Below are 23,222 nucleotides of genomic sequence, written 5' to 3'. Positions count from 1 at the left end.
CTCTGCTGCATCCAACGGAGCAGAGTTACCACTCGCCCGCAACCGTCACCGCAGACCCCGCCCGGGGCCAGGCTCCATCGCGAGCACGCACGACCTCGATCGGCTGGGGTGTGTGGGTTTTGGGGCGTTAGACGACGCAAAATCCACACACCAAGCCCCGGCGTGGAGGATTTGCGTCGCCTAACGCCGCAAACCCTCCACAGTCACTCTTTCGTGGCCAGGGCTGAAGCAGGCCAAGGTCGCCCAGCACGACATGACACCTTTGCCCTTCCGCCCAAAAGAACCGCTCGCCATCACTCACGAGTCCCTGCCCCAGCCAGCCGCCACGCGTACCCAACGGACGCCACCCGTACCCAGCCGGTCGGCACGCGAGCCTGGCGGGTCGGCACGCGAGCCTGCAGGGTCGGAATGCTGCCGACTCTCCAGGCACGCGAGTTGGGGGGGGGGGGGGGGCCGGGCGGCCCGGGCGGGCGCGGGGGGGGGGGGGCGGGGCGGGGGGGGTGCGCCCCCCCCCCACCCCCGCGCTTTCAGGCTGTGCGCCGGATCAGCAGCCGATCGGGCACTGCGTGATGCAGCTGGCGCAGGTGCAGCTGCGACAGGTGAACTTCGTGCAGATCTTCGTGCAGGGAATGCTGCACGGGACCGTCGGGAAGGCCGGGTTCGCGCCGTCGGTGCCCGGGGTCGCCACCCGGACATCCAGGTCGAACGGGTTCTCGGAATGCATTCTCTTCTCGCTTTCTCTATGGGAGCGATGACCCCCAAGTGATCACCGCGACATCCATAGTGGCCACGCCCCATTGGCATTTCTATTGGCGGAAACGCCGATATCCGGCCCCGACCGGACTGATCCACGATGACCCGGTGTCACTTAACCGCAGAGTAGGAACGCGATTTGACGGCAGCGTCACCCGAGTCAGTGATAGGCTCTCACTCGAATGGCGGTGCAGCTATCCGGAAACATGACTTTAGCGTCACAAGCCTGCTCGTCTATGTAGACTGCCGAGCAGAAACACTGGGGCAAGTTCCAATGAGCCGTAGCAGGGGGGTCTGCTGAGTTCATGAGTACCGAAGTTCCGCCGTGGTTCCGGCTACATGACAGAATCGACGAGCTGACACCACGGGAAAAGCAAGTCTTTCTCCTGCTGGCGCAGGGGAGATCCAACCAGGACCTGGCCGATCTCCTGTTCGTCAGCGAGCGCACCGTGCGCGCCCACCTGACGCAGATCATGAGCAAACTTGAATTCGATTCAAGATTGGGCGCCTGCCTTTCTTCGTATGTCTATCAGCACCTTGCCGTCGCCGACAAATAGTCGCGAACGACAGTAGTGCGGGACCTGCCGCCGAGTAGAGGCTGTGCTCGCACACAACGTGCGAATCCCGAAAGGAAAACTCATGAAGAAGCCTTATGTCGCACCGAAGCTGACCGCTCGTGGCACCTTCGCCACCAGCACCGCGGGCTTCGGCAAGTTCCTCAAGGACGGCAAGGTCATCCCCGTCGGCCGCATCGTCCCGTAAGGAAAACCGATGAAGGAGTCCGGCCACGCGATGGAATACTTCGTGGTATTCCCTGATGACGACGGAGCCAGCGCCGTGGCCGGCTCCCTTCCCGGCCTGCCGGAGGCCGTGCTCCGGTATCCCTCCGGACGCCCCTGGCTCGTCGCGAGCCGGCGTTTCACCACCATCACGCTGGTCAGAGCCGGTGCCAGGGCCATCGCGACGATCGGGCCAGGCCCGCTGAGCCAGGCAGAGGCCGCACGCGCCGAACGTGACCTCGCGGCCACCACCGGCGTCGCGGGCCTCACGTCGACGATCTGCGCGTTACCCGGCATCCACCACATCGTGGCCGCCGTCGACGGCGAACTGCGGGTACAGGGCACCGCGTCCGGTACCCGCCGCGTCTACCACGCGAAAGTGCGGGGCCTGACGGTGTTCAGCGACCGCGCCGAACTGCTCGCCGCGCTGACCGGCGCCGAAATCGACGAGGGCGCCTTGGCGGCGCGGCTGCTCGAGCCGCTGCCGCACCCGCTGGGCGAGCGGCCGCTCTGGCGCGGCGTGCATGCGGTGCCACCTGGGCATTTCGTGACCGGCACCGCGCGCGTCACTCGCTGGTGGACGCCACCGGCGCCCGAAGGTTCGGCTGCCGACGGTGCACTCGCCGTACAAGCGGCGCTGACCGCTTCCGTCCGCGCGTTCTGCCGTGAGCGCGGCACCGTGCTCAGCGAGCTCTCGGGCGGCTACGACTCCACCGCGGTCACCGCGCTCGCTCATCGCGAGCACGCAGGCGCCCTGCTGGCCGTGACCGTGAGCAGTCGCGACGCGTTCGGCTCCGACCAGTTCTGGGCGGAAAAGGCCGTCGCCGGGCTGCCGGGGCTGACCCAGCGTGTGCTCGCGCCCTCGGACATGCCGCTCACCTACGCGAACCTGCTCGGCTCGGCCGATCATCTCGACGAGCCGTCGGTGGTGGTCGCGAACCGCGCCGCGCTGCGGACGATGATCGGCATCGGCCGGGGTGTGCACGCCGAGGTCTACCTCACCGGGCACGGCGGTGACCACCTGTTCTGCGGACATCCGGCGCTCGTGCGTGACCTGTTCCGCACCCGCCCGGTCGCCGCGCTGCGCAGGCTGGCCGCCTACCGCGCGATGCTCTCGTGGCCGCTCCCCGAGATCACCCGTCAGCTCGCGAGCCGGCGGGGCTACCGCCGCTGGCTGGCCGATTCACTGCGCGGCTCGACCGCACTCGACTTCAGCACACCCGCACTGACCTGGGGAATCACCAGCACACTGCACCCGTGGCTCACCGCGCACGGCCGCGCGCTTGTCCACAGGGAGGTGCGCATGGCCGCCGAGCACGCGACTCCACTCGCCGCCGGACAGGGCCGTCACGCCGAGCTGGACGCGATCGCGCAAGGCGCCAGGTTCATCCGCGCGCTCACCGACATCTCGGCCGGGCTCGGGCTGCCACTGGCCGCGCCGTTCTTCGACGACCGTGTCATCGAAGCCGCGCTCGCGGTGAACCTCGCCGACCGTGTCGACCCCTGGCAGTACAAACCCGTGTTGCGCGAGGCCATGCGCGGCATCGTCCCGGCCGCCGTGCTGGACCGGACCAGCAAGGACGAGGGCTCGCTGGACACCGAACTCGGCATGCGCGACGGCTCGACCGACGTCCGTGCGCTGTGGACGGACTCGCGGCTGGCCGCGCGCGGCCTGGTCGACGCCGTCCGGCTGCGCGAGCTCTGCGCGCACCCGGACGCGCCCGAGCTGGCCGACGGGGCGCTCGACACGACCATCGCGTGCGAAGTCTGGTTGCGCGCGCAAGAGAACATGACGACCGAAAAGGAACAGAGCCATGGCGTGGCGACTGCGTGACCATGTTTCGATCGCGCGGACCGAATACGGGTCCGTGTTACTCGACCAGGAACTCGGCAAGTACTGGCAGCTCAACGAAACCGGCACGCTGATCGCCGAGGAACTGGCGGCCGGCAGTGCCGAGCAGGAGATCTGCGGGCGGCTGACGGCGGAATACGACATCGGCGCCGAGCAGGCACGCGCCGACGTGGACGCGCTCATCGCCGAACTGCTGGCCGCCGACATGGTGACCCGATGAGCTACACGATGACCATGCCCCGGCGCACCAGGCACGACCGTGCGTCACTACGGCGGCGGCTGCTCGTGCGCGCGGTCGTCTGGCGCGCGCTGCTGGCGTCACGCCGCAAACCCAAGACGTTGCAACGGGTTCTGACGAAGGCGAGCGCCGGACTGCCACCGGTGGACCACGCCACCGCCGAGCGCGTCCATCGCGAGGTGGTACTCGCGAGCGCACGCTGCGCGGGCTGGCGGGGCTGCCTGCCGCGGTCGATCGCCATCGCGTTGCTGTGCAAACGAGAGGGCGGCTGGCCGGACTGGTGTGTCGGCGTGCGGGCCACCCCGCCGTTCGCGGCACACGCGTGGCTCGAAGCGGAGCGGCGCATGGTCGGCGAACCGGGTGAACCGGCGAACTACCGGCCGCTGATCAGGGTGAGCACGGCATGAGGAAAGGCCTGCTCGGATTGCTGCGTGACCATCGCGCGCTCGTCGCGAGCGCGTTCGTGCTGGTGCTCGCCGGTGCCGGGCTCGGGCTGCTGCAGCCGCTCATCGCCGGGCAGGTGATCGACGCCGTGCAGCGGCACAGCGCGCTGACCGGGCTCGTGCTCGGGCTGGTCGCGTTGTTCGCCGGTCAGGTCGTGGTCGACACCGCGGGCCGGTACCTGCTGGAACGGCTCGGCGAGAACGTCGTGTTCGGGCTGCGGGTCCGGCTCGTCGGCCGCTTGCTGCGCGTGCGCATGGCGGAACTCGAACAGACCCGCAAGGGCGACCTGATCTCACGGGCCGGCAACGACACGACCGCGGTGCGCGAGGTCGCGGCGCACGGGCTGGTGAACATCGTGGTCGGCGCGCTCACCGCGGTCGGCGCCACCGTGCTGATGCTGCGTATCGACCCGGTGCTGTTCCTCGTGGTGCTCGGCGTGTTCGCCGTGGCCGCCGGCGGGGTGAGCCTGGTGCTCGGCCGGATCCAGCTCGCGAGCCATCAGCAGCAGAGCGCGGTCGGCGAGTTCACCGCTGACCTGGAACGGGCGTTGACCGGCAGCCGGACCATCCGCGTGAACCTCGCCGAGGAGCGCGAGACCGAGCGGCTCAAGGCAGTCGCGCGGTCCGCGTACGAGGCGGGGCTGAAGGCCGCGAAGCTGGCCGCGGCCGCGAGCCCTGCCGTCCAGCTCGCGGCGACCGGGTCGTTCCTGCTCGTGCTGGTGATCGGCGGCATGCGGGTGGCGTCAGGGAACATCGCGCTCGGCGATCTCGTCGCACTACTGCTGTACTCGACGTATTTGGTGGTACCACTGGGAAATCTGCTCGAAGGGCTGACCGACCTCAAGCGCGCGCAAGGTGCGCTCGCCAGGGTCGACGAGGCGCTCGCGCTTCCGGTGGAGGAGCACGAAGAGCCGAGTCGCCGCAAGCGCGTCACGGCCACGCCGGTACTGCGCTTCGACAACGTGTCGTTCTCCTACGGCGGTCCTCAAGTGCTACACGGCATCTCGTTTTCGGTGCCACGCGGCTCGAAGACCGCGCTGGTCGGGCCGTCCGGCGCTGGCAAGTCGACGATTCTTTCGCTGGTGTGCCGGTTCTACGAGCCGACGCTCGGCCGGGTGGAGTTCCTCGGCGAGTCCGGGCTCGGCCGCCGCGAAACCCGCGAAATGGTGTCGCTGGTCGAGCAAAGCGCACCCTTGCTGTACGGGACGATCAGGGACAACCTGACCTTCGCGGTGCCGGACGCGAGCGAGGCCGAACTGCGCGCCGCGTTGCGCGCGGTGAACCTCGACGGGTTGGTCGACCGGCTTCCGTCCGGTGTGGACACCCCGGTCGGCGAACAGGGCGCGCGACTGTCCGGCGGTGAACGACAGCGGCTGGCGATCGCCCGCGCGATGCTCGCCGAGTCTCCGTTGCTGCTGCTGGACGAACCGACGTCGAGCCTCGACACCGGCAACGAAAACGCGATACTGGAGGGAATCCGGCGGCTGCCGGAGCACTGCTCCGTGCTCGTGGTGGCGCACCGGCTGTCGACCATCCTCACCGCGGACAAGATCGTGCTGGTGGAGAACGGGCGGGTCAGCGCCGAGGGCACCCACTCCTCCCTTTTGGACACCAGCGGCTACTACCGGCGCATGGTGGAAGGACAGCTGCTGTGACGACCTGGACCCCTGACGAATTCGCCGAGGCCGTCGACGGGCTCGCGCCGGTGGCGTTGCGCGTGGCCGCCACCTTGCGGATCCCCGACCACATCGCCTGCGGTCGCACCTCGCCCGCCGAGATCGCCGAGGCGGCGGGCACCGACCCGGACCTGCTGGGCAGGTTGCTGGACTTCCTGGCCTGCCGAGGCGTGGTCAGCCGCACCGAGGACGGTTTCGGCCTGACCGAATACTCCGTGGTGCTGCTCGACGGGCATCCGGCGCGCCTGCGCGCGTGGCTGGACCAGTCGGGCGTCGGCAGCCGGATGGACGAAGCCGTCCGCGCGCTGCCGCAGGCCGTACGGACGGGTAAAGCGCCGTACCCCGAGCTTTACGGCACCGAGTTCTATGCCGACCTGGCCGCCGCGGCCGAGCTGGGCCCGAGCTTCGACGAGCTCCGCGGCGCGCACGCGGGTGAGTTCGTGCCGGAACTGGCCGCACTGGATCAGTTCGCCGTCGGCTCCGTGGTCGACGTCGGCGGCGGCACGGGGACGCTCGCCGAAGCGCTGCTGGCCGCGCATCCCAGCCTCCGAGTCACCCTCGTCGACCTGCCCGCCGCGGTCTCGGCCGCCTCGAAAGCCATCACGAGCAGCCGGTTCACCCCCGTCGCGCAGAGCTTCTTCGAACCGCTCCCGCCGGGCGCCGACGTATATACAGTGGTCAACGTCCTGCACAACTGGGCGGACGAGCACGCGATCCGCATTCTGCGCGGTTGCCGCGACGCGGGACCGGCCACGCTGGTCGTCGAGCGGGTCACCGACGAGAACGACCCGCGCACGATGACGGCCATGGATTTACGCGCCTTCCTGCTGTGCGGCGGGCGAGAGCGCACGGTCGGCCGGTACCAGGCGCTCGGCACCGCCGCCGGGCTCGTGTTGACCGACGTACTGGCCTTGGACTGCGGCCTCCGTGTGATGCGATTCGGGCGTGGCTAGGTGGCTGTCGACTAGTCGTCTCGGCTACCTTCATCCCCGTATGTATTGGGGAGGGTCATGACCACCACTGAAACGCGGCCAGGTGCGCAACCAGCACCGCCGCGTGAGCCGAAGTCCGGGCTCGCGAGCCTGCTGGCGCTTCCCGGGGTAGCGGTACGCGGGATCGTCCGGTCGACGCGCGCGACGCCGGGACGGCTTTCGGTGATCGGGGTCGGTCTCGGCCTGCTCGTGCTGCTCACCGGCATCATCGCGACCGTCGGCGTGCAGACGAAGAAGGACACGATCAACGACCTGATCGACCACCGCGAGCCGCTGGCCGTGGCGTCGCAGCAGGTCTACCGGTCGCTCTCGGACGCCGACGCGACCGCGGCGAGCGCGTTCCTCTCGATCGGGAGTGAGCCGCCCGCGCTGCGCGAGCGGTACGAGCGGGACATCGCGGAGGCGGGCGCCGCGCTCGCGAAGGCCGCTTCCGACGCCGGTGACGGCGCCGCGCAGCAGGTCAACCTGATCGGCCAGCTGCTGCCGGTCTACACCGGCCTGGTCGAGACCGCGCGCGCGAACAACAAGCAGGGTTACCCCGCGGGCGCCTCCTACCTGCGTGAAGCTTCGGAGCTGATGCGGTCGAAGGTGCTGCCCGCCGCCCAGGAGCTGTACCAGATCGACACCGACCGGCTCTCGAACTCGCAGGATGACGCGAACGCGTTCCCCTGGCTGACCACGCTGCTGACGCTGGCGCTGCTCGGCGCGCTCGCCGCCACCCAGATCCATCTCACCCGCAAGACGAACCGCGTCATCAATGTCGGGCTGCTGGTCGCGACCGGCGCGATCGTGGTCGGGTTGCTGTGGGGTTCGGTCGCGATGATCGTGCAGAGCACGCAGGTCCGCGGCGGCGAGGCCGACGGCAGCCACCAGGTGGACGTGCTGGTCCGTGCCCGCATCGCCGCGCTGCAGGCACGCGCCGACGAGACGCTGACACTGGTCGCGCGCGGCGACGGCGCGTCCTATGAAAAGGACTTCGCCTCGCTCCAGGCCCAGCTGGTCGGCACCGACCAGAAGAGCGGGCTGCTCGGCGAGGCCAAGGGATTCGAAGCCGCCAAGACACAGGTCGAGGCCGCGAACCAGAGCGCGCTGGCGTGGTTCAAGGCATATGGCGAGATCCGCAAGACGGACACCAGCGGCCAGTACAACGACGCCGTGAAAGCGGCCATCGATGTATCCAAAGAGGACGGTTCGGCCGCCGCTTTCCAGCGCCTGGACGACAATCTGGTCGCCGCGATCAAGGTCGGCAGGCAGAACTTCCTTGATGACACCCGCGCGGGCGACCGCTGGCTGACCCTGCTCGCGCCGGGACTCGGCGTGCTCGCGGTGATCGCGGCGGGCGGCGTGGCCATCGGCATCCGTGAACGGCTGAGGGAGTACCGGTGAAGCGGCTTTTCGGAATTCTCGGCGTCGCACTGCTGGCCACCGCCTGCGGCAGCGCCGGGACACCGGTCGACCCCGCGCCGGTCGCCGAGGTGATCCGGCCGCAGCCCGCGCACGTCGGCGGCGCGGACCTGAAACCGGACGCGGCCAAGAACGACTGCGATAGACCACTCGCTTCCCTTGCCCCGCAAGGAAAATCCATCACCGGAACGATGGCGAAGATCAAGGAGCGCGGGCACCTGATCGCGGGCGTCGACCAGACGACGTTCCTGTTCGGGTTCCGCAACCCGGTCTCCGGTGATCTCGAGGGCTTCGACATCGACATGGCCAAGCAGGTGGCCAAGGCGATCTTCGGCGACGAGAACAAGATCCGCTTCCGCGCGATCCCGTCAAAACAGCGGGAGGACGTGTTGAAGGAGAAGCAGGTCGACATCGTCGTCCGGACCTACAGCATCAACTGCAGCAGGCTCAAGGATGTCGCGTTCTCCTCGGTGTACTACCAGGCGGGCCAGAGGATCCTGGTGGACAAGGACTCTCGTGTGAAGAGCCTGCCGGATCTGGCGAACAAGAAGGTGTGCGCGACCAAGACGTCGACGTCGCTGACCGCGATCGCCACCAACCCGGCGAAGCCGGTGCCGGTCTCGGTGGACAACTGGTCGGACTGCCTGGTGATGCTGCAGCAGGGCCAGGTCGACGCGGTGTCCACCGACGACGTGATCCTCGCAGGCATGGCGGCGCAGGACCCGACGGTGCGTGTCGTCGGCGACGCGTTCACCACGGAGAGCTACGGGATCGGCATCCCGAAAGAGAACGAGGACATGGTCCGCTTCGTGAACGCGGTGCTCGAAGACGTGCGGGGTAACGGCACTTGGAAGCAGAGCTACGACCACTGGCTCGGCGGTCGGCTGCAACCCGCCGACCCACCGCAGCCCGCGTACAAATGATGCTTTTTCGGATTGGGAGGTAGCAGTGTCGGAGGAGCCGCGCCGTCCTCGGCACGCAGCACCTGACGCCCAGGAGCCGGAGGCGCCCATGTCCGGCAGGCTCGACGGCGGCGACGAGTCGGCGGCCGAGCGCACCATCTATCACGCGCCGGTGCCACGACCCGCCGCTTCGCCGGACGCGCCGACCAGGGAGAACCTCCCGCCGGTGCAGGCACAGCCGCAGACGCAGGCCGTCCGGCCGTACTGGGAGCCGAACAACGATCCGCAGCCGACCAGCGTGCTGTCCGCGCCGACGCCGGAAACCCAGAGCATCATGCCGCCGGCGCCACCGGCGACCGGTCCCGGCATCCCGCTGCCGGACCCCGGCACCGAAAGCGTGCTGCCCGAGCGCAGCACCGGCACCGGGCACGGGACCGGCGCGGGCACCGGCGGCGGCACCGGATCGGGAGCGTTCCCCGGCACCTCGCGGCGGACGTCCTCGCGGACGTCTCGGCGTGGCAGGCTCGGCGCCGGGCTGGTCGACGTACCGAGGGTGCCCTATCGCGACCCCGAGTCCGCGGTGCTCGAAAACCCGATGGTCTCCGAGGAAAAGCGCTTCTGCGGGGCGTGCGGCTCCAAGGTCGGCCGCGGTGAGAACGGGAAGCCCGGCGAGCCGGACGGCGTTTGCGCCAACTGTGGCGAGCCGTTCTCGTTCGTGCCGAAGCTGCAGCCCAACGAGCTCGTCGGCGGCCAGTACGAGGTGCTCGGCGCGCTCGCGTACGGCGGGCTCGGCTGGATCTACCTCGCGCAGGACCACAACGTCAGCGACCGCTGGGTCGTGCTCAAGGGCCTGATCAACACCGGCGACGCGACCGCCATGCTCGCCGCGGTCAACGAGGTCCGCTTCCTCGCCGAGGTCGAGCACCCGAACATCGTCAAGATCCACAACTTCGTCCAGCACGCGGACCCGAAGACCGGGAACTCCGTCGGCTACATCGTGATGGAGTACGTCGGCGGCCAGTCGCTGCGCCAGCTCGCGCTCGCGCACCACCGCGAGACGAAGCGCCCGGAGCCGCTGCCGATCGGCCAGGTCATCGCGTACGGCCTGGAGATATTGCCCGCCATGGGTTATCTCCACTCGCAGAGCCTGCTGTACTGCGACCTCAAGCCGGACAACGTGATCCAGACGCACGAGCAGCTCAAGCTGATCGACCTCGGCGCGGTCCGCCGGATGGACGACTACGAGAGCCCACTGTTCTTCACGACCGGGTACAGCGCCCCGGAGCTCGCGAAGCAGGGCGCGTCCGTCGCCTCGGACCTCTACACGGTCGGCCGGACGCTGGCCGTGCTGAGCTTCGAGTTCGCCGGCTACACGACCAAGTACAAGACCACGCTGCCGCCGCCGAGCGAAGTGCCGCTGTTCTCGCTTTTCGGTTCCTACTACCGGTTCCTGAAGCGTGCGACGCACACCGACCCCGACCGCCGGTTCATCGCGGCCGAGGACATGGGCGACCAGCTCACCGGGGTACTGCGCGAGATCATGGCGCTCGGCACCAACGAGCCGAGGCCGGGTATCTCGACGGTCTTCGGTCCGGAGAGCCGGGCGTTCGGCGTCGACCTGGTCGTGCCGGAGCCAGGCCAGAACGTGCCGCTGCCGGACGCCCGCGAGGTCGTCACCGGCCTGCCGGTCCCCCAGGTCGACACCGACGACCCCGGCGCGGGCGTGCTGGCGACGAACACGGTCGCCGACCCGCGCGAGGCGATCGAGTCGCTGGCAGGCGCGCCGCGCGAGTCGATCGAGGTGCGGCTGCGGATCGTGCGCGCCCGCATCGAACTCGGCGAGCTGGCCGAGGCGCAACGTCAGCTGCAGGCCGCCCAGTACCTGGCCATCAGGGCCGGTTTCCCGCACGACTGGCGGATCGACTGGTACCGAGGCCTGATCGAGCTGGCAGGCGGACGCCCGCGCGTCGCCCACGTCGCGTTCGACTCGGTGTACGACGAACTGCCCGGCGAGATCGCGCCGAAACTCGCGCTCGCGATCAGCGCGGAGGGCGTCGGCGACTACTTCGGCGCCGCGCGGTTCTACGAGCTGGTGTGGCGCACGGACCGGAGTTACGTCAGCGCCGCCTTCGGCCTCGCGCGGGTCTACCTCGCGCAGGGCGCGCGGGCGGGCGCGATCGAGGTACTCGAAGCGGTGCCGCTGTCCTCGACCCACCACACGGCCGCGCAGGTGGCGGCCATCAAGATCAAGACCAGGGTCGGCGGCGACGGCAAGGCGGTGACCGAGCGCGACCTGCTCGACGCGTCACACCGCCTGGAACGGCTCACCCTCGACGCCGAGCGCCGCACCCGCCTCTCGGCCGACGTGCTCGAAGCGGCGCACGACTGGCTCCGGACGGTGCAAACCAAGCCGCAGCCCGGAATGCGCGTGCTCGGCTGCGCGATGGACGACCGTGAAGTCCGCTTTGGACTCGAGCGGTGCTATCGCGCGCTGGCCAGGCTCGCGAGCACGGCGGAGCAACGGATCGCGCTGGTCGACAAGGCCAACGAGATCCGGCCGCGCACGCTGACCTAGGGATTGAGCTCCGGGTTCTGCTTGCGGCTGGACGCGGCCAGCTTGGCGATCGCGTCCTTGTCGCCGTGCGTGGTGAAGTGCTCGACGGCGACGATCACGAACAGCGCACGCGCGCGCAGCGCGATCGGCCCGTCTTCGGAGTCGAGGTGACCGTTGGCGCTGACGTAGACCTTGCGCCCGGCCATCCCGTCCAGTTTGCCGACGATGAACAACGTCGAGCCCACCGGCACCGGGCGGAGGAAATCGGTCTCCAACCGCCCGGTGACGGCGGGCTGGCGCAGCTGATAGCCGACGGTCGCGCCGAGCGCCTCGTCGAAAGCCGCGGCCAGCAGCCCACCGTGCGCGAGGCCCGGCGCGCCCTGGTGCGCGGCGGTGACGGTGAACTGCGAGTGCACCGTGTGCTCATCGCCCATTGTGGACTGCAGCCGCAGCCCGGTCGGCACCTCGTCGCCACAGCCGAAACACTCGCTGTAGTGCGGGCCGAGCTTGGTACCCGCCGCCGGTGCCTTCGGGTGGACGGGTACCGGCTCGACGTCTACCGGTGGCCAGTCTGGGACGTTACGACTCATGCGCAGACGTTAACGCCTGCCGCCGCCGGATCACGCGTGAACTGACCACCCGGCGCAGTGAAATGCCCGATGTTTCAGGAAGCAGCAAAATCGGGATCGCCGCGATCGCGGCCGCGCCCATCAGGTAGTACGCGGGCCACAGGTTGTTCCCGGTGCTGTCGACCAGGCTGCTGACGATGTACGACGCGGTACCGCCGAACATCGCGGTCGAAACGCTGTAACCAATGGAGAAACCGCCATACCGTTCCGGCGTCGGGAACATCGCGGGCAGCGTCGCGGCGAGCACGGCGAGTATCAGCACCAGCGGGATCGCGATCATCGCGACACCCAGCGCGAGCTGCAGCACATTGCGGTCGTCCTTCGACGCTTCCATGATCGAGAACGCCGGAATCGGCAGCACGAGGAACCCGGCGCACGACGCGATCAGAATCGGTTTTCGCCCGATCTTGTCGCTGACCGAGCCGACCGGGACGATCACGATCAGCATGAACAGGATCGTGCCCAGAATGATCAGCAGTGGCGCGTTCCCGGAGAACCCGACCACATCCTTGAGGTAGGTCTCCAGATAGGTGATCACGATGTAGTCGGCGACGTTCAGCATCACCACGATGCCGATCAGGTGCAGGATCGACGACCAGTGCTTCTGCAGCAGCGTCTTCAGCGGCGACTTCTCGACCTGCTTCTTCTGCTCGAGCTCCTGGAACAGCGGGGTGTCTTCGAGCTTGTTCCGCAGGTACAGACCGATCAGGCCGAGCGGACCGGCGATCAGGAACGGCAGCCGCCAGCCCCACTCTCGCATGGCGTCATCGCCCAGCGCGATGGTGAAGAGGGTGACGAACCCGGCGCCCATGGCGAACCCGACCAGCGTCCCGAACTCGAGCCAGCTACCCCAGAACCCACGTTTGCGCGCGGGCGCGTACTCGGCGATGAACGTCGCCGCCCCGCCGTATTCCCCGCCCGCGGAGAAGCCCTGGACGGTACGCAGCAGGATCAGGATGACCGCGGCGCCCGGCCCGATGGTCGCGTAGGACGGGAGCAGGCCGATCACGAAGGTCGACCCGGACATCAGGATGATCGTCAGCGCGAGCACCTTCTGCCGCCCGATCTTGTCCCCGAGCGGCCCGAACACGAAACTGCCGAACGGCCGCACGATGAACGTGATCGCCAGCACCGCGAAGGTCGCCAGCGCGCCTTCCGACGTACTGGAGGCGTTGAAGAACACCTGGCCGAGGATCGCGGGCATGAACCCGAAGACCCCGAAGTCGTACCACTCGATGCAGTTACCCATGGCCGCACCGGCCACGGCCTTGCGTATCTCTTCAGGCGGCGCCTCGCGGACCGTGTCCGACGCATTCGATGACATGCGCGGCAAGGTTCCCCCGAATGGGTGTAGTGAAACGTTCCCCAGGTCGACGCGGGATTAGCGGCTATTTGACCCGCACGGTCCCGTCGGCGGCCAGTTCGAGTTGACCTTGCGGCCCCATCCCCCCGCAATCCGGGCCATTCGGGAACAGCATCTTCGGGATGAGGTGCACCGTGCGCGTCGGCCCGCCGTCGAACCCGACGGTGACCTTGACGTCGGCGACCGGCAGGCCCGGCACGTCCGCGAACCCGTTCTTGCCCCCGGTCGGCACGGCCTCGGCCGAGCAGACCCCCGAGTTCGTGCAGGTGGTGGCCCCGGTCTTGGTCGACGGGGTGAGCGTGAGCTCACGCGTGAGGCAGTGGCCGTCCCAGCAGACCTCCATCTGGCCGCCGGTGATCGGCCCGGCGACCTCGGGCGCCAGCTCGATGCCGACGCCCGCCGACGCTCCGATAGCCGTGCATTCCGGCCCGCCCGAGCCTGACGCGCCGCAGGCCGTAACGGCCACCAGCACCAGCGCCGACACTCCCCACGTTTTCCCCATGCGGTGAGGACGACCTGGGCCGGGGATTCGGTTGCATGCCCTCGCCCGCTGGGGACGCCCGATTTTTTGTGAAGGGAGCCTTCACACAGCCGAACGTTGTGAAGGCTCCCTTCACAACCTCGCCGAGCAAGACCCACCGATCGGAGCTACCCGCCGGCCGCGCAACCTACTAGAAAGTAGCTTAATTATCGGACTGGTGTATCAATGAGGAGACCACCATGCGTCGACTGTCCGTGATCCCCGTTTTGCTCATCACGGCGGCGGTCGTCGCCGCTCCCGCCGAGGCGGCGGGCACGGCCTACGTGTCGCTCGGCGATTCGTACACCTCGGGCTCGCTCATCCCGAACCAGATCGATCTCCCCTGCACCCGCTCCGACCGCAACTACCCCTCGCTGGTCGCGAACAGCATCAAGCCTGCCAAGTTCACCGACGCCAGCTGCGGCGGCGCGACCACCGAGCACATGACGGGCGCCCAGATTCCGCTGAACACCCCGCAGTTCGACCGGCTCAAGGCGGACACGTCGCTGGTGACCGTCGGGATCGGCGGCAACGACGTGCCGTTCGCCGAGGTGGTCGTGACCTGTGCGGGACTGGGCCCGCTCGCCCCGCATGGGTCGCCGTGCCGGGACTACTACTCGAGCAACGGGCGTGATCGGCTCGGCGACAAGGTCCGCGCGGTCGGGCCCAAGGTCAAGAACGTGCTGCTGGGCGTCAAGGCCCGGTCACCGCAGGCCAAGGTCGTGCTCGTCGGCTACCCGACGCTGATGCCGGACGACGGGACCAACTGCTGGCCGTTCCTGCCGATCTCCGACGGCGACGCACCTTATCTGCGCGACATCACCAAGCTCCTCAACGATGTGCTCGCCGAGCAGGCCGCGGCGGTCGGCGCGGTGTTCGTCGACACCTACGAGTCGAGCGTCGGGCATGACATGTGCAAGTCCCCGAGCGTGCGGTGGGTCGAGGGGATCGTGCCGTCGAATCCGGCCGCGCCGGTTCACCCGAACGCCGCAGGGGCGCGGAACCAGGCCGCGCAGGTGCTCGCCGCGCTCAGTTGAGCCCGGTCGCACTGGTCGAGGAAGACGGGGAGGTCGTGGTCGTGGTCGAGGACTCACTCGGCGTGACGACCACGGTCTCCGTGATCGTCGACCGCGTCGGCACGGGGACGATTTCGGTGACCGTCGGCCGCGCCGGCGGGCGGCCGGTGACGGTGATCGTGACGGGCTTGGCAGGCGTTGACGTCTCTGTCGGCGCGATCACGGCGCCTACGGGAGCCGGTGGCCTGCCGTTTTCCCGATTGGCGACCAGGATGGCGGCGACGAGGAGTCCGGCGGAGAAGCCGGCGAGGCACACGACGGTCACGGAACCCAGGTTCGAAGCCATGGCGTCCCTCCTCCTGGCGAGGTTACCGAGTGTTACATCCTTCGCTTGACCAACTTCGCTCAGCCTCTGGGGATCTCTACCGGCTACTCGCCTTGATCTTAAGTTCTGTTACAGAGCGTGCAACCTGGCGCGCTGCCTCATTCGATGAGGTTTCTCGCCAGAGTTGAGCCTACTTCGCTCAACTCTGGCATCGTGGAGTCATGATCACTGGGGGTCTGCTGCGGAAGGACGACTTCCGCAGGCTGTGGATCGGTGACGCGCTCAGTCAGTTCGGCAGCCGTGTCGGCGTGCTCGTGGTGCCGCTGCTGGCCATCGAGACGCTGCACGCGACCGCGTTCGAGGTCTCACTGCTGCGCATGCTGGACACGCTCGCCTACCTGCTGCTCGGCCTGCAGGTCGGTGCCTGGTGCGACCGGCTGCGAACCCGGCCGCTGCTCATCGCGGCCGACGTCGGCCGCGCGCTGATCCTGCTCTCGATCCCGCTCGCCGCCGCGTTCGGCGAGCTGACGCTGGGGCACCTGCTCGCGGCGGTCCTCGCGGTCGGCGTGCTGACGGTCGTCTTCGACATCGCCCATCAGACCTACCTGCCGCGGCTGGTCTCCCGCGACGAACTGCTCGAAGGCAACGCCCGCCTGCAGACGAACCTTTCGGTCGCCGCGGTCGCGGGCCCGAGCTCGGGCGGATTCCTGTTCCAGCTGACCGGCGGGCCAGGCTCGTTGCTCGTCACCGCGTTCGGGTTCCTCTGGTCCGCGGCCTGGCTCAGGCGCATCCGGCGGCCGGAAGCCCGTCCGGAGGCGGCCAAGCGACGCCTGCGCACCGAGATCGCCGAGGGCCTGAAGCTGGTCTTCGCCGACCGCCTGCTGCGCGCGATGGGGATCAGCAGCGCGGTGATCAGCCTGTTCCAGTCGATCCATCTCGCGCTGGTGGTCGTGTTCCTGCGCCGCGAGATCGGCCTCTCCCCCGCCGCGATCGGCCTGCTGAGCACGACGACACTGCTCGGCGCGCTCGCGGGCGCGATGACCGCGCGCCGGGTCAGCGCCAGGCTCAGCGAAGTCGAGACGCTCAGGTTCGGCTACTTCGCCTTCGGGGTGGTGTCGGCGTTCTTCCCGCTGACCATGCCTGGCTGGGGACTCGTCAGCTACGTGATCGCGGGCTTCGGCGGCAGCTATCTCGTCATCGTGACGAACGTCGTGGCGGTCAGCCTTCAGCAGTCGATCACGCCGGAACGGCTGCGCGGCCGGGTCAACGCGACGATCAAGTTCCTGCTGTTCGGCACCGCGCCGATCGGCAGCCTGCTCGGCGGCATCATCGCCACCGGATTCGGTACTCGGGTGGCTTTGTCTGTGGCCGCCGCGGGTCTTTGCGCAAACGGGGTCTGGTACTTGGTTTCACTACGCCCTCATGCCTTGAGCCCGTCGAACACGACCTTGGACGGCCCGGCGCCACCGGCGTAACGGTCCATCGCGAGGCAGCCGACGATCAGCGCGCGCAGACCGGCGACGTCGATGTCGGCACGCACCGCGCCTGCCGCCTGCGCCCGCGCGAGCAGGTCGCCGAGCGCGCCCTGGAGCTCACCGTCGGCTTCGGTCTTGAAACCGAGCCCTGTCGACTCGGCGAGCGCGTCGCACAGCGCCTTGTTGCGGGCGCACTGGTCGATCACCCGCTGCAGGTAGCCGAAGAAGGCGCCGCCGGGATCGGGCGAGCCGAGCAGGTCATGCGCCTCCTGGGCGAACTGCTCGATCCGCTCCAGGATGACGGCCTGGAAGAGCGCTTCCTTGCTGGGAAAATGCCGGTAGACGGTGCCGGCTCCGACACCGGCGCGGCGCGCGATCTCGTCGAGCGGCACGCCGAGCCCCTCGGCCGCGAAGACCTCTTCGGCCGCTTCGAGCACGCGTGCCCGGTTGCGGCGGGCGTCGGCGCGCAACGCCGGTTTCGCGACGGTCACCAGATCCTCCACATCAGCTGTCTTCTCGTATCTTGCTCAACTCGGGCGCCGACCTGCGCATTCCTCACTATGGTCCAGGTCATGGGGAACGCAGCAGCAGACTGGGAAGAACACGCCCGCAAGTGGATCACCTGGACCAGAGCACCCGGCCTCGACTCGTATTGGCGCTACCGCGACGACTTCCTGCGGCTCGTACCCGCACCCGGCAAGTCCACTTTGGATCTGGGCTGCGGCGAGGGCAGGCTCAGCCGGGATCTCGCCGAGAACGGCCATCAGGTCACCGGGATCGACGCCTCGGCGACCTTGATCGACTCGGCGCGCGAAGCACACCCGGACGGCGAGTACCTCCTCGCTGATGCGGCCGATCTGCCGTTCGAGGACGAGAGCTTCGACGTCGTCATCGCCTACAACGCGTTGATGGACATCGACGACATGGCAGGCGCGGTCCGCGAAGCCGCGCGAGTGCTCACGCCGGACGGCAGGTTCGTGATCTCGGTCGTGCACCCGGCGAACACCGGCGCCAAGACCGAGGACGGCGCGTTCGTCGTCAGCGACACCTACTTCGAAGGCACTTATCAGCGCGAGGACGTCGAGCGGGACGGCATCCCGATGGTCTTCGCGGGCTACACGCATCCGCTGACCAGGTACACCGACGCGTTCGAGGCGTCGGGCCTGCTCATCGAGGCCGTCCGCGAGCCGAAGGCGGTGCTGCGCGACGGCTCGGTCAGCCCGTATCCGTGGCACCTCTGGCTTCGCCTCGTCAAGGGTTAGCGGTTTGCGACGACGGTGGCACGAAGAGCCGGTCGAACGTCGCCGTCGTCGCTGCCCAGACCCCGGGCAGCAACATCACGCCGAGCACGACGAAGACCGGGAAGATCAGCCGGTTTTCGACCTTCTTGCCGGTACGGAAACGCAGGAATTTCGGCGGCCGCAGCTCGTACCAGGTCTCACCCGCGATCGGCAGCGGGAACAGGAACGGGCAGCCGGATTCGGTCAGCGCGTCACCGAGGCAATGCGCGATACAGCCCGCCGCGACGGCGAACCCGAGCCAGCCGGTGATCTGTTCGAGCTGCGCGGCGTGATCCGGCGGCGCGGTGTACCACCACCAGCCGATGGCCGCGGCGCTGACCGGCAGCAGCCAGTCACCCAGCGCGCCTTCGGCCAGCAGCAGCCCGAACACGACGACACCGAACACCGCCCACGGCCCGCCCTTGGCGGTGCCCCACGCGGTCAGCGCGCCGAGCCCGGCGGCGAACAACACGGTGTGGGACATGTGCCGATGGGTGCCGGTGACCTTCTCGTCACGCGGCCCCTTGGTCAGCGCGTAGAGCGCCGCGGAAACCCGGCGCAGGACCCAGGACAACAGCCCGGTCAGCCAGCCGAACAGCCGTGACGCGCTCGCGCCGGGATGGTCGAGATCGGGCAGCAGCGCGAAACCCGCTGTGGTGGCGCCGAAAACGACCGCTTGGTGCACTGATCCCGCCCCCACGGCTGGTGCCAGTGCCAAGCCCGCGCACCAGCCCGTGAGGGCGTGGGTACGCCCCATCATGGAATTTGGATCCCCAGTTCGCTGTGCTAAGGCTTAAGAAGCAGGCGGTTCTTGCACAACGGTCAAATGCTCACCGACACCGGTCAGATCGATGACACGGCTCACCGCGTCACTCGGCACGATCGCGAGGCTGACTTTGCGCTCACCGGCGCGGCCTTGTGCCTGTAACAGCACGTTCAGCGCCGACGAGTCGAAGAAGGTCACCCCGGTCAGGTCGATGACCAGCCGTTCGGTGCCTTTGTCGTCGATCAGCGCGTCCAGCCGTTCTTGCAGCTGGGGGCTGGTCAGCAGGTCCAGTTCACCGGTCACGACGACACGGGGCTCCGCGTCGGCCTTGATCGTGAAGCCCGGCGTGGTTGCGTCTGGCTCGGGGGAGGGCATGCACATTCTCCTCAGGGTCCGCCCGACCCTAGCCCAGTACGCTCATCCCGTCAGCCAGTGGGGACCGACTTCTTACCGGCGCGTCGCTGGCGGAGGAAGAGCTGCCGCCGCTCGATTTCCCCTAGACCACCCCAAATACCGTACGGTTCCTGCACGGTGAGGGCGTGCCTGCGGCATTGCTGCAGCACCGGGCAGCCGTGGCAGATCTCCTTCGCGCGCGCCTCGCGGCGCTCACGGGCGGATCCGCGCTCGTTGTCGGTGTGGAAGAACAGGCTGCTGTCCGCTCCCCGGCATGAGCCTTTGAGCTGCCAGTCCCACTCCTCCGCCACCACACTCGGTAGCCGGCTCACGTCAGCCATGTCGTTCCCGCCCTTCCTGCGTATCCCCACGAACTGCCTCCTTGTTTCCCGGCTGGCGTTCGGATCAAACGTCGGGTTTGGTTTGCTTCTACGCTGGGCAGCAACCCGATCAGGGCGTTCGACTCGAAAGGAGCCCCCGTGGGAGTGATCGAGGTACGCACGGCCGCGGTGCCGGACGTGGTACCCACGTTGCGCACGCTCGCCGCGGACATCGCCATGCGTCAGGATTTCGACCTTGACGCCATCGAAGACCTCAGAATGGCGGTCGACGAGGCGTGCTCGTTACTGCTCGGGTCGGCGATCGAAGGCACGATGACCTGCGTGTTCACCACCGAGCCCGGCCGGGTCGAGGTGGTCGTCACCGTGCCGGTCCGCTCCGCGGAGCTGGTCGAACAGACGTCACTGACCTGGCAGCTGCTCACCGCGCTCGCGACGTCGGCGAAGCGCACGGTCACGCCGGAGGACGGCGGGTTCGTGGCGCGGATCGACCTCGTCCGCGAGTGCGCGACGGCCGAGCGGTGACCAACGACCCGGCGGCCGACACCGCGGCCGCGGACCAGCTCTTCGCGGAGCTGGCCGAGCTCCCCGCCGACGACCCTCGTCGCGAACCCATCCGCGACGAGCTCGTCCGTACCCATCTTTCGCTGGCCAGGAACCTGGCCCGCAAGTTCTCCAACCGCGAGGAACCACTCGACGACCTCGTCCAGATCGCCACGATCGGGTTAATCAACGCGGTCGACCGGTTCGACCCGGCACACGGCAGCGACTTCCTCGCGTTCGCCGTGCCGACCATCTCGGGTGAGCTGCGGCATCACTTCCGGGACAACAGCTGGTCGGTCCGGGTGCCGAGGCGCCTCAAGGAGCTGAACGCGAGCATCGCGGCGGCCCGCGAGGAACTCACCGTGCGGCTTTCGCGCGCGCCGAGGCCGAGTGAGATCGCGCACCACCTCGGCATCGGCACCGAAGAGGTCTACGAGGGTCTTCGCGCCGGGCAAGGCCGCTACGGCACCTCGCTCGACAATCTGCTGGAGAGCCAGCCGAACGCCGCGTTCGGCGGCCCCGACGAAAACCTGGACCAGGCCGAGCTCCGCGAGGCGCTGCGGCCGTTGCTGGAGACGCTGCCGGAACGTGAGCGCAAGATCGTCGCGCTGCGCTTCGGCTACGGCCTCAGCCAGTCGGACATCGCACGCCGTGTCGGTGTGTCGCAAATGCAGGTGTCACGGCTGCTGACGACTACCTTGAAGAAGCTCAGGGACGGCCTGGGTACAGCTGACATGCCGGACACGTGACGCGATGAAGATCTCGTTCGCACTGCCCGACGACCTGACGGCGCCGACCGTGGCCCGCCGCGTCGTCCGGCAGGCACTGGCCGAGCTCGGTGTCGCCGCCGAGCTGATCGACGACGCCGTGCTCGCGACCTCCGAGCTGGTCACCAACGCCGTCGAGCACGGCGGCGGCCCCGACCGGCTCGAGCTCGACCACGACAGCGAGCAGTTCACGCTGCGCGTCTTCGACCGCAGCCAATCACCCCCCACTCAGCGGACGCCGGAGCCCGCCGCCGCGCGCAGCCGGGGGCTGCTGCTCGTGCAGGCGGTCGCGGCGGAGTGGGGCAGCGATCTCGACGGGTGCGGGAAAGGTGTCTGGGCGCGGTTCGCCTTGCGCTCGCGGGTCGAGACCTAGGGCGTGTTGCGCGGATACGGTTCGATGAGAGTCGGTGCCGCCAGGGGCCGCCTGGGCTCGGCTATCGCGAACGCGGATCCGCGCAGCACGCCCTAGTATCTGGAGATCATGGAGAATCGCGAGGTAACGCGGCTTGGCCGTCAGGTCAGCGCGGTGGGGCTCGGCTGCTGGCAGCTGGGCGCGGACTGGGGCAATGTCGACGAGTCGGACGCGCTGGCCGTGTTGCACGCTGCCGCCGACGAAGGCGTGACCTTCTTCGACACGGCCGATGTCTACGGCGACGGCCGCAGTGAGCGCCTCGTCGGGCGCTTCCGCCGCGAACGCGGCGCCGAAAACGTCTTCGTGGCCACGAAAATGGGCCGCAGGCTCCCGTCGCAGGTCCCCGAGGGTTACGTCGCCGCGAACTTCGAGGCGTGGAACGACCGTTCGCGTAAGAACCTGGACATGGACACACTGGACCTCGTCCAGCTGCACTGCCCGCCGACGGCCGTCTACTCGTCTGACGAGGTCTTCGACGCGCTGGACTCGCTCGTCGAGCGTGGTCGTATCGCGGCGTACGGCGTGAGTGTCGAGACCTGTGAAGAGGCGCTGACCGCGCTGGCTCGCCCGGGTGTCGCTTCGGTCCAGATCATCCTGAACTGCTTGCGCCTCAAGCCTTTGGACCGTGTGCTGCCTGCCGCCGTGGCTGCCGGAGCAGGGATCATCGCCCGTGTGCCGCTGGCGTCCGGGCTGCTTTCGGGCAAGTACACGGCGTCGACCACGTTCGCCGCCGACGACCACCGCAACTACAACCGCAACGGCGAGGCCTTCGACGTCGGCGAGACCTTCTCCGGCGTGCCCTACGAGGTGGGCCTCGAGGCCGTCGAGCGGCTGCGTGGAGTTTTGGCGGCGGACCAGACGCTCGCGCAGTTCGCGTTGCGCTGGATCCTCGACCAGCCGGGCGTCAGCACCGTGATCCCCGGCGCCCGCAACCCAGAGCAGGCGCGCGCCAACACCGTCGCCGCCACACTGCCGCCACTGGACGCCAAGGCGGCAGCAACCGTCCGCGAGGTGTACGACGAGCTCGTGCGCCCCCTGATCCAGGAGCGATGGTGACCCCAGAAGAACTGCTGACCACCACCCGTACCGTCCGCAAACGGCTCGACCTCGAGCGCCCGGTCCCGATGGAGCTCATCCGGACCGCGCTCGACATCGCGTTGCAGGCGCCGAGCGGGTCGAACACGCAGAAGTGGCAATGGCTGGTGATCACCGACGCCGACCAGCGCGCCGCGCTCGGCAAGGTGTACCAGCGCGCCTGCCGCGAGTATCTCGATTCTTCTTACGCCGCAGGCAAACTCTTCGCGGACGACCCGGAGCGGTCGAAGGTCCAGCAGCGCGTCGGCTCGAGTGTCGAGTACCTCGCGGACAAGATGGGCGAGGTGCCGGTCCTCGTCATCCCGTGCCTGGAAACCGGGAAGGCCGAACTGCCAGCCGGCAACCAGGCAGGCATGTGGGCGTCGCTGCTGCCCGCGGTGTGGAGCTACATGCTGGCGTGCCGTGCTTTCACGCTCGGCACCGCGTACACGACGCTGCACCTGAACTATGAGAAGGAAGCGGCGGAGATCCTCGGCCTGCCCGAGGGCGTGCACCAGGCCGCGATGATCCCGACGGCGTTCTACACCGGGCACACGTTCAAGCCTGCGCCGCGGCAGCCGTTGGACGAGGTCCTGCACATCGACCGCTGGTGAAGGACTCGTGAGTGTTGCCGACGGTTAGAACTTCTTTTCCTTTTGTCACAATCAGTGTATTAAATTCAATAGGCATTCCCAAAGTGAAATCCCCTTTCGTTCTCTTTTTTCTTT

The 23,222-nt window shown here is 68.4% G+C and carries 27 protein-coding genes; 18 read left to right on the top strand and 9 right to left on the bottom strand.

All coding sequences use genetic code 11. The features are described 5' to 3' along the window. Nucleotides 1-544 precede the first annotated feature (544 nt). Nucleotides 545-724 (bottom strand): hypothetical protein, encoded by a 180-nt coding sequence (locus ACFV15_RS41500; RefSeq protein ID WP_378358094.1) that lies wholly within the window; start codon nucleotides 722-724, stop codon nucleotides 545-547. 334 nt (nucleotides 725-1,058) lie between these two features. Here ACFV15_RS41500 and ACFV15_RS41495 point away from each other — a divergent pair, with 334 nt between their 5' ends. The 10 genes from ACFV15_RS41495 (at nucleotide 1,059) to ACFV15_RS41450 (ending at nucleotide 11,614) form a co-directional block, all read left to right on the top strand. Continuing rightward, nucleotides 1,059-1,310 carry a response regulator transcription factor gene (locus ACFV15_RS41495; RefSeq protein ID WP_378358093.1) on the top strand — a complete coding sequence of 84 codons (252 nt, stop codon included), beginning with the start codon at nucleotides 1,059-1,061 and terminating at the stop codon, nucleotides 1,308-1,310. Nucleotides 1,311-1,392: 82 nt separating this feature from the next. Next, nucleotides 1,393-1,515 (top strand): hypothetical protein, encoded by a 123-nt coding sequence (locus ACFV15_RS41490; RefSeq protein ID WP_378358091.1) that lies wholly within the window; start codon nucleotides 1,393-1,395, stop codon nucleotides 1,513-1,515. Between the two features lie 9 nt (nucleotides 1,516-1,524). Continuing rightward, the gene (locus tag ACFV15_RS41485; RefSeq protein ID WP_378358089.1) at nucleotides 1,525-3,366 is read left to right on the top strand and encodes an asparagine synthase-related protein; all 1,842 of its coding nucleotides are present in this window, start codon (nucleotides 1,525-1,527) and stop codon (nucleotides 3,364-3,366) included. Further along, nucleotides 3,347-3,604, top strand: a complete 258-nt coding sequence (locus ACFV15_RS41480; RefSeq protein WP_378358087.1) for a lasso peptide biosynthesis PqqD family chaperone — start codon at nucleotides 3,347-3,349, stop codon at nucleotides 3,602-3,604. The genes ACFV15_RS41485 and ACFV15_RS41480 overlap by 20 nt, the downstream gene beginning before the upstream one ends. After that, on the top strand, nucleotides 3,601-4,029 hold the full coding sequence (locus ACFV15_RS41475) for a lasso peptide biosynthesis B2 protein (RefSeq protein ID WP_378358085.1): 429 nt from the start codon (nucleotides 3,601-3,603) through the stop codon (nucleotides 4,027-4,029). The genes ACFV15_RS41480 and ACFV15_RS41475 overlap by 4 nt, the downstream gene beginning before the upstream one ends. Beyond that, nucleotides 4,026-5,720, top strand: coding sequence for an ABC transporter ATP-binding protein (locus tag ACFV15_RS41470; protein WP_378358083.1), 1,695 nt, complete (start codon nucleotides 4,026-4,028; stop codon nucleotides 5,718-5,720). The genes ACFV15_RS41475 and ACFV15_RS41470 overlap by 4 nt, the downstream gene beginning before the upstream one ends. After that, nucleotides 5,717-6,694: a methyltransferase gene (locus tag ACFV15_RS41465; protein ID WP_378358082.1), complete on the top strand. Its 978-nt coding sequence runs from the start codon at nucleotides 5,717-5,719 to the stop codon at nucleotides 6,692-6,694. The genes ACFV15_RS41470 and ACFV15_RS41465 overlap by 4 nt, the downstream gene beginning before the upstream one ends. Nucleotides 6,695-6,751: 57 nt before the next feature. Next, entirely contained in the window at nucleotides 6,752-8,119 is a 1,368-nt protein-coding gene (locus ACFV15_RS41460) for a hypothetical protein (protein ID WP_378358080.1), read from the top strand. Continuing rightward, complete coding sequence (locus ACFV15_RS41455; RefSeq protein WP_378358079.1) at nucleotides 8,116-9,060, top strand: glutamate ABC transporter substrate-binding protein; 945 nt, start codon at nucleotides 8,116-8,118, stop codon at nucleotides 9,058-9,060. Before ACFV15_RS41460 ends, ACFV15_RS41455 begins: the two co-directional genes overlap by 4 nt. 25 nt (nucleotides 9,061-9,085) lie before the next feature. After that, nucleotides 9,086-11,614 (top strand): tetratricopeptide repeat protein, encoded by a 2,529-nt coding sequence (locus tag ACFV15_RS41450; RefSeq protein ID WP_378358078.1) that lies wholly within the window; start codon nucleotides 9,086-9,088, stop codon nucleotides 11,612-11,614. On the opposite strand, the gene ACFV15_RS41445 is transcribed toward ACFV15_RS41450, so the two are convergent. From ACFV15_RS41445 to ACFV15_RS41435, 3 genes are all read right to left on the bottom strand, one after another. Then, nucleotides 11,611-12,183: a PaaI family thioesterase gene (locus tag ACFV15_RS41445; RefSeq protein WP_378358077.1), complete on the bottom strand. Its 573-nt coding sequence runs from the start codon at nucleotides 12,181-12,183 to the stop codon at nucleotides 11,611-11,613. The genes ACFV15_RS41450 and ACFV15_RS41445 overlap by 4 nt on opposite strands. Next, on the bottom strand, nucleotides 12,173-13,546 hold the full coding sequence (locus ACFV15_RS41440) for an MFS transporter (RefSeq protein ID WP_378358075.1): 1,374 nt from the start codon (nucleotides 13,544-13,546) through the stop codon (nucleotides 12,173-12,175). The genes ACFV15_RS41445 and ACFV15_RS41440 overlap by 11 nt, the downstream gene beginning before the upstream one ends. Nucleotides 13,547-13,610: 64 nt before the next feature. Further along, nucleotides 13,611-14,087, bottom strand: a complete 477-nt coding sequence (locus tag ACFV15_RS41435) for a hypothetical protein (RefSeq protein WP_378358074.1) — start codon at nucleotides 14,085-14,087, stop codon at nucleotides 13,611-13,613. A 218-nt stretch (nucleotides 14,088-14,305) separates the two neighbouring features. On the opposite strand from ACFV15_RS41435, the gene ACFV15_RS41430 reads away from it, so the two are divergent. Further along, entirely contained in the window at nucleotides 14,306-15,142 is an 837-nt protein-coding gene (locus ACFV15_RS41430) for an SGNH/GDSL hydrolase family protein (protein WP_378358073.1), read from the top strand. On the opposite strand, the gene ACFV15_RS41425 is transcribed toward ACFV15_RS41430, so the two are convergent. Further along, nucleotides 15,135-15,467: a hypothetical protein gene (locus tag ACFV15_RS41425; protein WP_378358072.1), complete on the bottom strand. Its 333-nt coding sequence runs from the start codon at nucleotides 15,465-15,467 to the stop codon at nucleotides 15,135-15,137. The genes ACFV15_RS41430 and ACFV15_RS41425 overlap by 8 nt on opposite strands. 200 nt (nucleotides 15,468-15,667) lie before the next feature. Here ACFV15_RS41425 and ACFV15_RS41420 point away from each other — a divergent pair, with 200 nt between their 5' ends. After that, complete coding sequence (locus tag ACFV15_RS41420) at nucleotides 15,668-16,921, top strand: MFS transporter (protein WP_378358070.1); 1,254 nt, start codon at nucleotides 15,668-15,670, stop codon at nucleotides 16,919-16,921. Here ACFV15_RS41420 and ACFV15_RS41415 read toward each other — a convergent pair. Beyond that, nucleotides 16,867-17,415, bottom strand: coding sequence for a TetR/AcrR family transcriptional regulator (locus tag ACFV15_RS41415; protein WP_378358102.1), 549 nt, complete (start codon nucleotides 17,413-17,415; stop codon nucleotides 16,867-16,869). The two genes, ACFV15_RS41420 and ACFV15_RS41415, sit on opposite strands and share 55 nt — an antisense overlap. 78 nt (nucleotides 17,416-17,493) lie before the next feature. Here ACFV15_RS41415 and ACFV15_RS41410 point away from each other — a divergent pair, with 78 nt between their 5' ends. After that, nucleotides 17,494-18,183, top strand: coding sequence for a class I SAM-dependent methyltransferase (locus ACFV15_RS41410; RefSeq protein WP_378358069.1), 690 nt, complete (start codon nucleotides 17,494-17,496; stop codon nucleotides 18,181-18,183). Here ACFV15_RS41410 and ACFV15_RS41405 read toward each other — a convergent pair. From ACFV15_RS41405 to ACFV15_RS41395, 3 genes are read right to left on the bottom strand one after another with little or no spacing between them, the layout of a single operon-like run. Then, a complete protein-coding gene (locus ACFV15_RS41405) occupies nucleotides 18,173-18,958 on the bottom strand; it encodes a metal-dependent hydrolase (RefSeq protein ID WP_378358100.1) in 786 nt (261 codons plus the stop codon). The genes ACFV15_RS41410 and ACFV15_RS41405 overlap by 11 nt on opposite strands. 36 nt (nucleotides 18,959-18,994) lie before the next feature. Continuing rightward, nucleotides 18,995-19,342, bottom strand: coding sequence for an STAS domain-containing protein (locus ACFV15_RS41400; protein ID WP_378358067.1), 348 nt, complete (start codon nucleotides 19,340-19,342; stop codon nucleotides 18,995-18,997). 50 nt (nucleotides 19,343-19,392) lie between these two features. Beyond that, nucleotides 19,393-19,701: a WhiB family transcriptional regulator gene (locus ACFV15_RS41395; protein ID WP_378358098.1), complete on the bottom strand. Its 309-nt coding sequence runs from the start codon at nucleotides 19,699-19,701 to the stop codon at nucleotides 19,393-19,395. Between the two features lie 138 nt (nucleotides 19,702-19,839). Here ACFV15_RS41395 and ACFV15_RS41390 point away from each other — a divergent pair, with 138 nt between their 5' ends. From ACFV15_RS41390 to ACFV15_RS41370, 5 genes are all read left to right on the top strand, one after another. Beyond that, complete coding sequence (locus ACFV15_RS41390) at nucleotides 19,840-20,223, top strand: anti-sigma factor (RefSeq protein ID WP_378358065.1); 384 nt, start codon at nucleotides 19,840-19,842, stop codon at nucleotides 20,221-20,223. A 50-nt stretch (nucleotides 20,224-20,273) separates the two neighbouring features. Next, nucleotides 20,274-20,990 carry a SigB/SigF/SigG family RNA polymerase sigma factor gene (locus ACFV15_RS41385; RefSeq protein ID WP_378358096.1) on the top strand — a complete coding sequence of 239 codons (717 nt, stop codon included), beginning with the start codon at nucleotides 20,274-20,276 and terminating at the stop codon, nucleotides 20,988-20,990. A 4-nt stretch (nucleotides 20,991-20,994) separates the two neighbouring features. Further along, nucleotides 20,995-21,381 carry an ATP-binding protein gene (locus ACFV15_RS41380; protein ID WP_378358064.1) on the top strand — a complete coding sequence of 129 codons (387 nt, stop codon included), beginning with the start codon at nucleotides 20,995-20,997 and terminating at the stop codon, nucleotides 21,379-21,381. Between the two features lie 108 nt (nucleotides 21,382-21,489). Next, the gene (locus ACFV15_RS41375; RefSeq protein ID WP_378358063.1) at nucleotides 21,490-22,476 is read left to right on the top strand and encodes an aldo/keto reductase; all 987 of its coding nucleotides are present in this window, start codon (nucleotides 21,490-21,492) and stop codon (nucleotides 22,474-22,476) included. Next, nucleotides 22,470-23,108 (top strand): nitroreductase family protein, encoded by a 639-nt coding sequence (locus ACFV15_RS41370; RefSeq protein WP_378358061.1) that lies wholly within the window; start codon nucleotides 22,470-22,472, stop codon nucleotides 23,106-23,108. Before ACFV15_RS41375 ends, ACFV15_RS41370 begins: the two co-directional genes overlap by 7 nt. The last annotated feature ends 114 nt before the right edge of the window (nucleotides 23,109-23,222 follow it).

This window comes from Amycolatopsis sp. NPDC059657, from assembly GCF_042734395.1.
Lineage (GTDB): Bacteria > Actinomycetota > Actinomycetes > Mycobacteriales > Pseudonocardiaceae > Amycolatopsis.
This window is presented reverse-complemented; position numbering and strand designations above follow the sequence as displayed.

Coding starts and splice junctions, on each gene's coding strand:
- ACFV15_RS41405 (WP_378358100.1), bottom strand. CDS start 18,958: ATGGGGCGTACCCACGCCCTCACGGGCTGGTGCGCGGGCTTGGCACTG.
- ACFV15_RS41500 (WP_378358094.1), bottom strand. CDS start 724: ATGCATTCCGAGAACCCGTTCGACCTGGATGTCCGGGTGGCGACCCCG.
- ACFV15_RS41470 (WP_378358083.1), top strand. CDS start 4,026: ATGAGGAAAGGCCTGCTCGGATTGCTGCGTGACCATCGCGCGCTCGTC.
- ACFV15_RS41435 (WP_378358074.1), bottom strand. CDS start 14,087: ATGGGGAAAACGTGGGGAGTGTCGGCGCTGGTGCTGGTGGCCGTTACG.
- ACFV15_RS41400 (WP_378358067.1), bottom strand. CDS start 19,342: ATGCCCTCCCCCGAGCCAGACGCAACCACGCCGGGCTTCACGATCAAG.
- ACFV15_RS41425 (WP_378358072.1), bottom strand. CDS start 15,467: ATGGCTTCGAACCTGGGTTCCGTGACCGTCGTGTGCCTCGCCGGCTTC.
- ACFV15_RS41485 (WP_378358089.1), top strand. CDS start 1,525: ATGAAGGAGTCCGGCCACGCGATGGAATACTTCGTGGTATTCCCTGAT.
- ACFV15_RS41420 (WP_378358070.1), top strand. CDS start 15,668: ATGATCACTGGGGGTCTGCTGCGGAAGGACGACTTCCGCAGGCTGTGG.
- ACFV15_RS41475 (WP_378358085.1), top strand. CDS start 3,601: ATGAGCTACACGATGACCATGCCCCGGCGCACCAGGCACGACCGTGCG.
- ACFV15_RS41410 (WP_378358069.1), top strand. CDS start 17,494: ATGGGGAACGCAGCAGCAGACTGGGAAGAACACGCCCGCAAGTGGATC.
- ACFV15_RS41445 (WP_378358077.1), bottom strand. CDS start 12,183: ATGAGTCGTAACGTCCCAGACTGGCCACCGGTAGACGTCGAGCCGGTA.
- ACFV15_RS41395 (WP_378358098.1), bottom strand. CDS start 19,701: ATGGCTGACGTGAGCCGGCTACCGAGTGTGGTGGCGGAGGAGTGGGAC.
- ACFV15_RS41480 (WP_378358087.1), top strand. CDS start 3,347: ATGGCGTGGCGACTGCGTGACCATGTTTCGATCGCGCGGACCGAATAC.
- ACFV15_RS41370 (WP_378358061.1), top strand. CDS start 22,470: ATGGTGACCCCAGAAGAACTGCTGACCACCACCCGTACCGTCCGCAAA.
- ACFV15_RS41430 (WP_378358073.1), top strand. CDS start 14,306: ATGCGTCGACTGTCCGTGATCCCCGTTTTGCTCATCACGGCGGCGGTC.
- ACFV15_RS41460 (WP_378358080.1), top strand. CDS start 6,752: ATGACCACCACTGAAACGCGGCCAGGTGCGCAACCAGCACCGCCGCGT.
- ACFV15_RS41380 (WP_378358064.1), top strand. CDS start 20,995: ATGAAGATCTCGTTCGCACTGCCCGACGACCTGACGGCGCCGACCGTG.
- ACFV15_RS41440 (WP_378358075.1), bottom strand. CDS start 13,546: ATGTCATCGAATGCGTCGGACACGGTCCGCGAGGCGCCGCCTGAAGAG.
- ACFV15_RS41490 (WP_378358091.1), top strand. CDS start 1,393: ATGAAGAAGCCTTATGTCGCACCGAAGCTGACCGCTCGTGGCACCTTC.
- ACFV15_RS41495 (WP_378358093.1), top strand. CDS start 1,059: ATGAGTACCGAAGTTCCGCCGTGGTTCCGGCTACATGACAGAATCGAC.
- ACFV15_RS41375 (WP_378358063.1), top strand. CDS start 21,490: ATGGAGAATCGCGAGGTAACGCGGCTTGGCCGTCAGGTCAGCGCGGTG.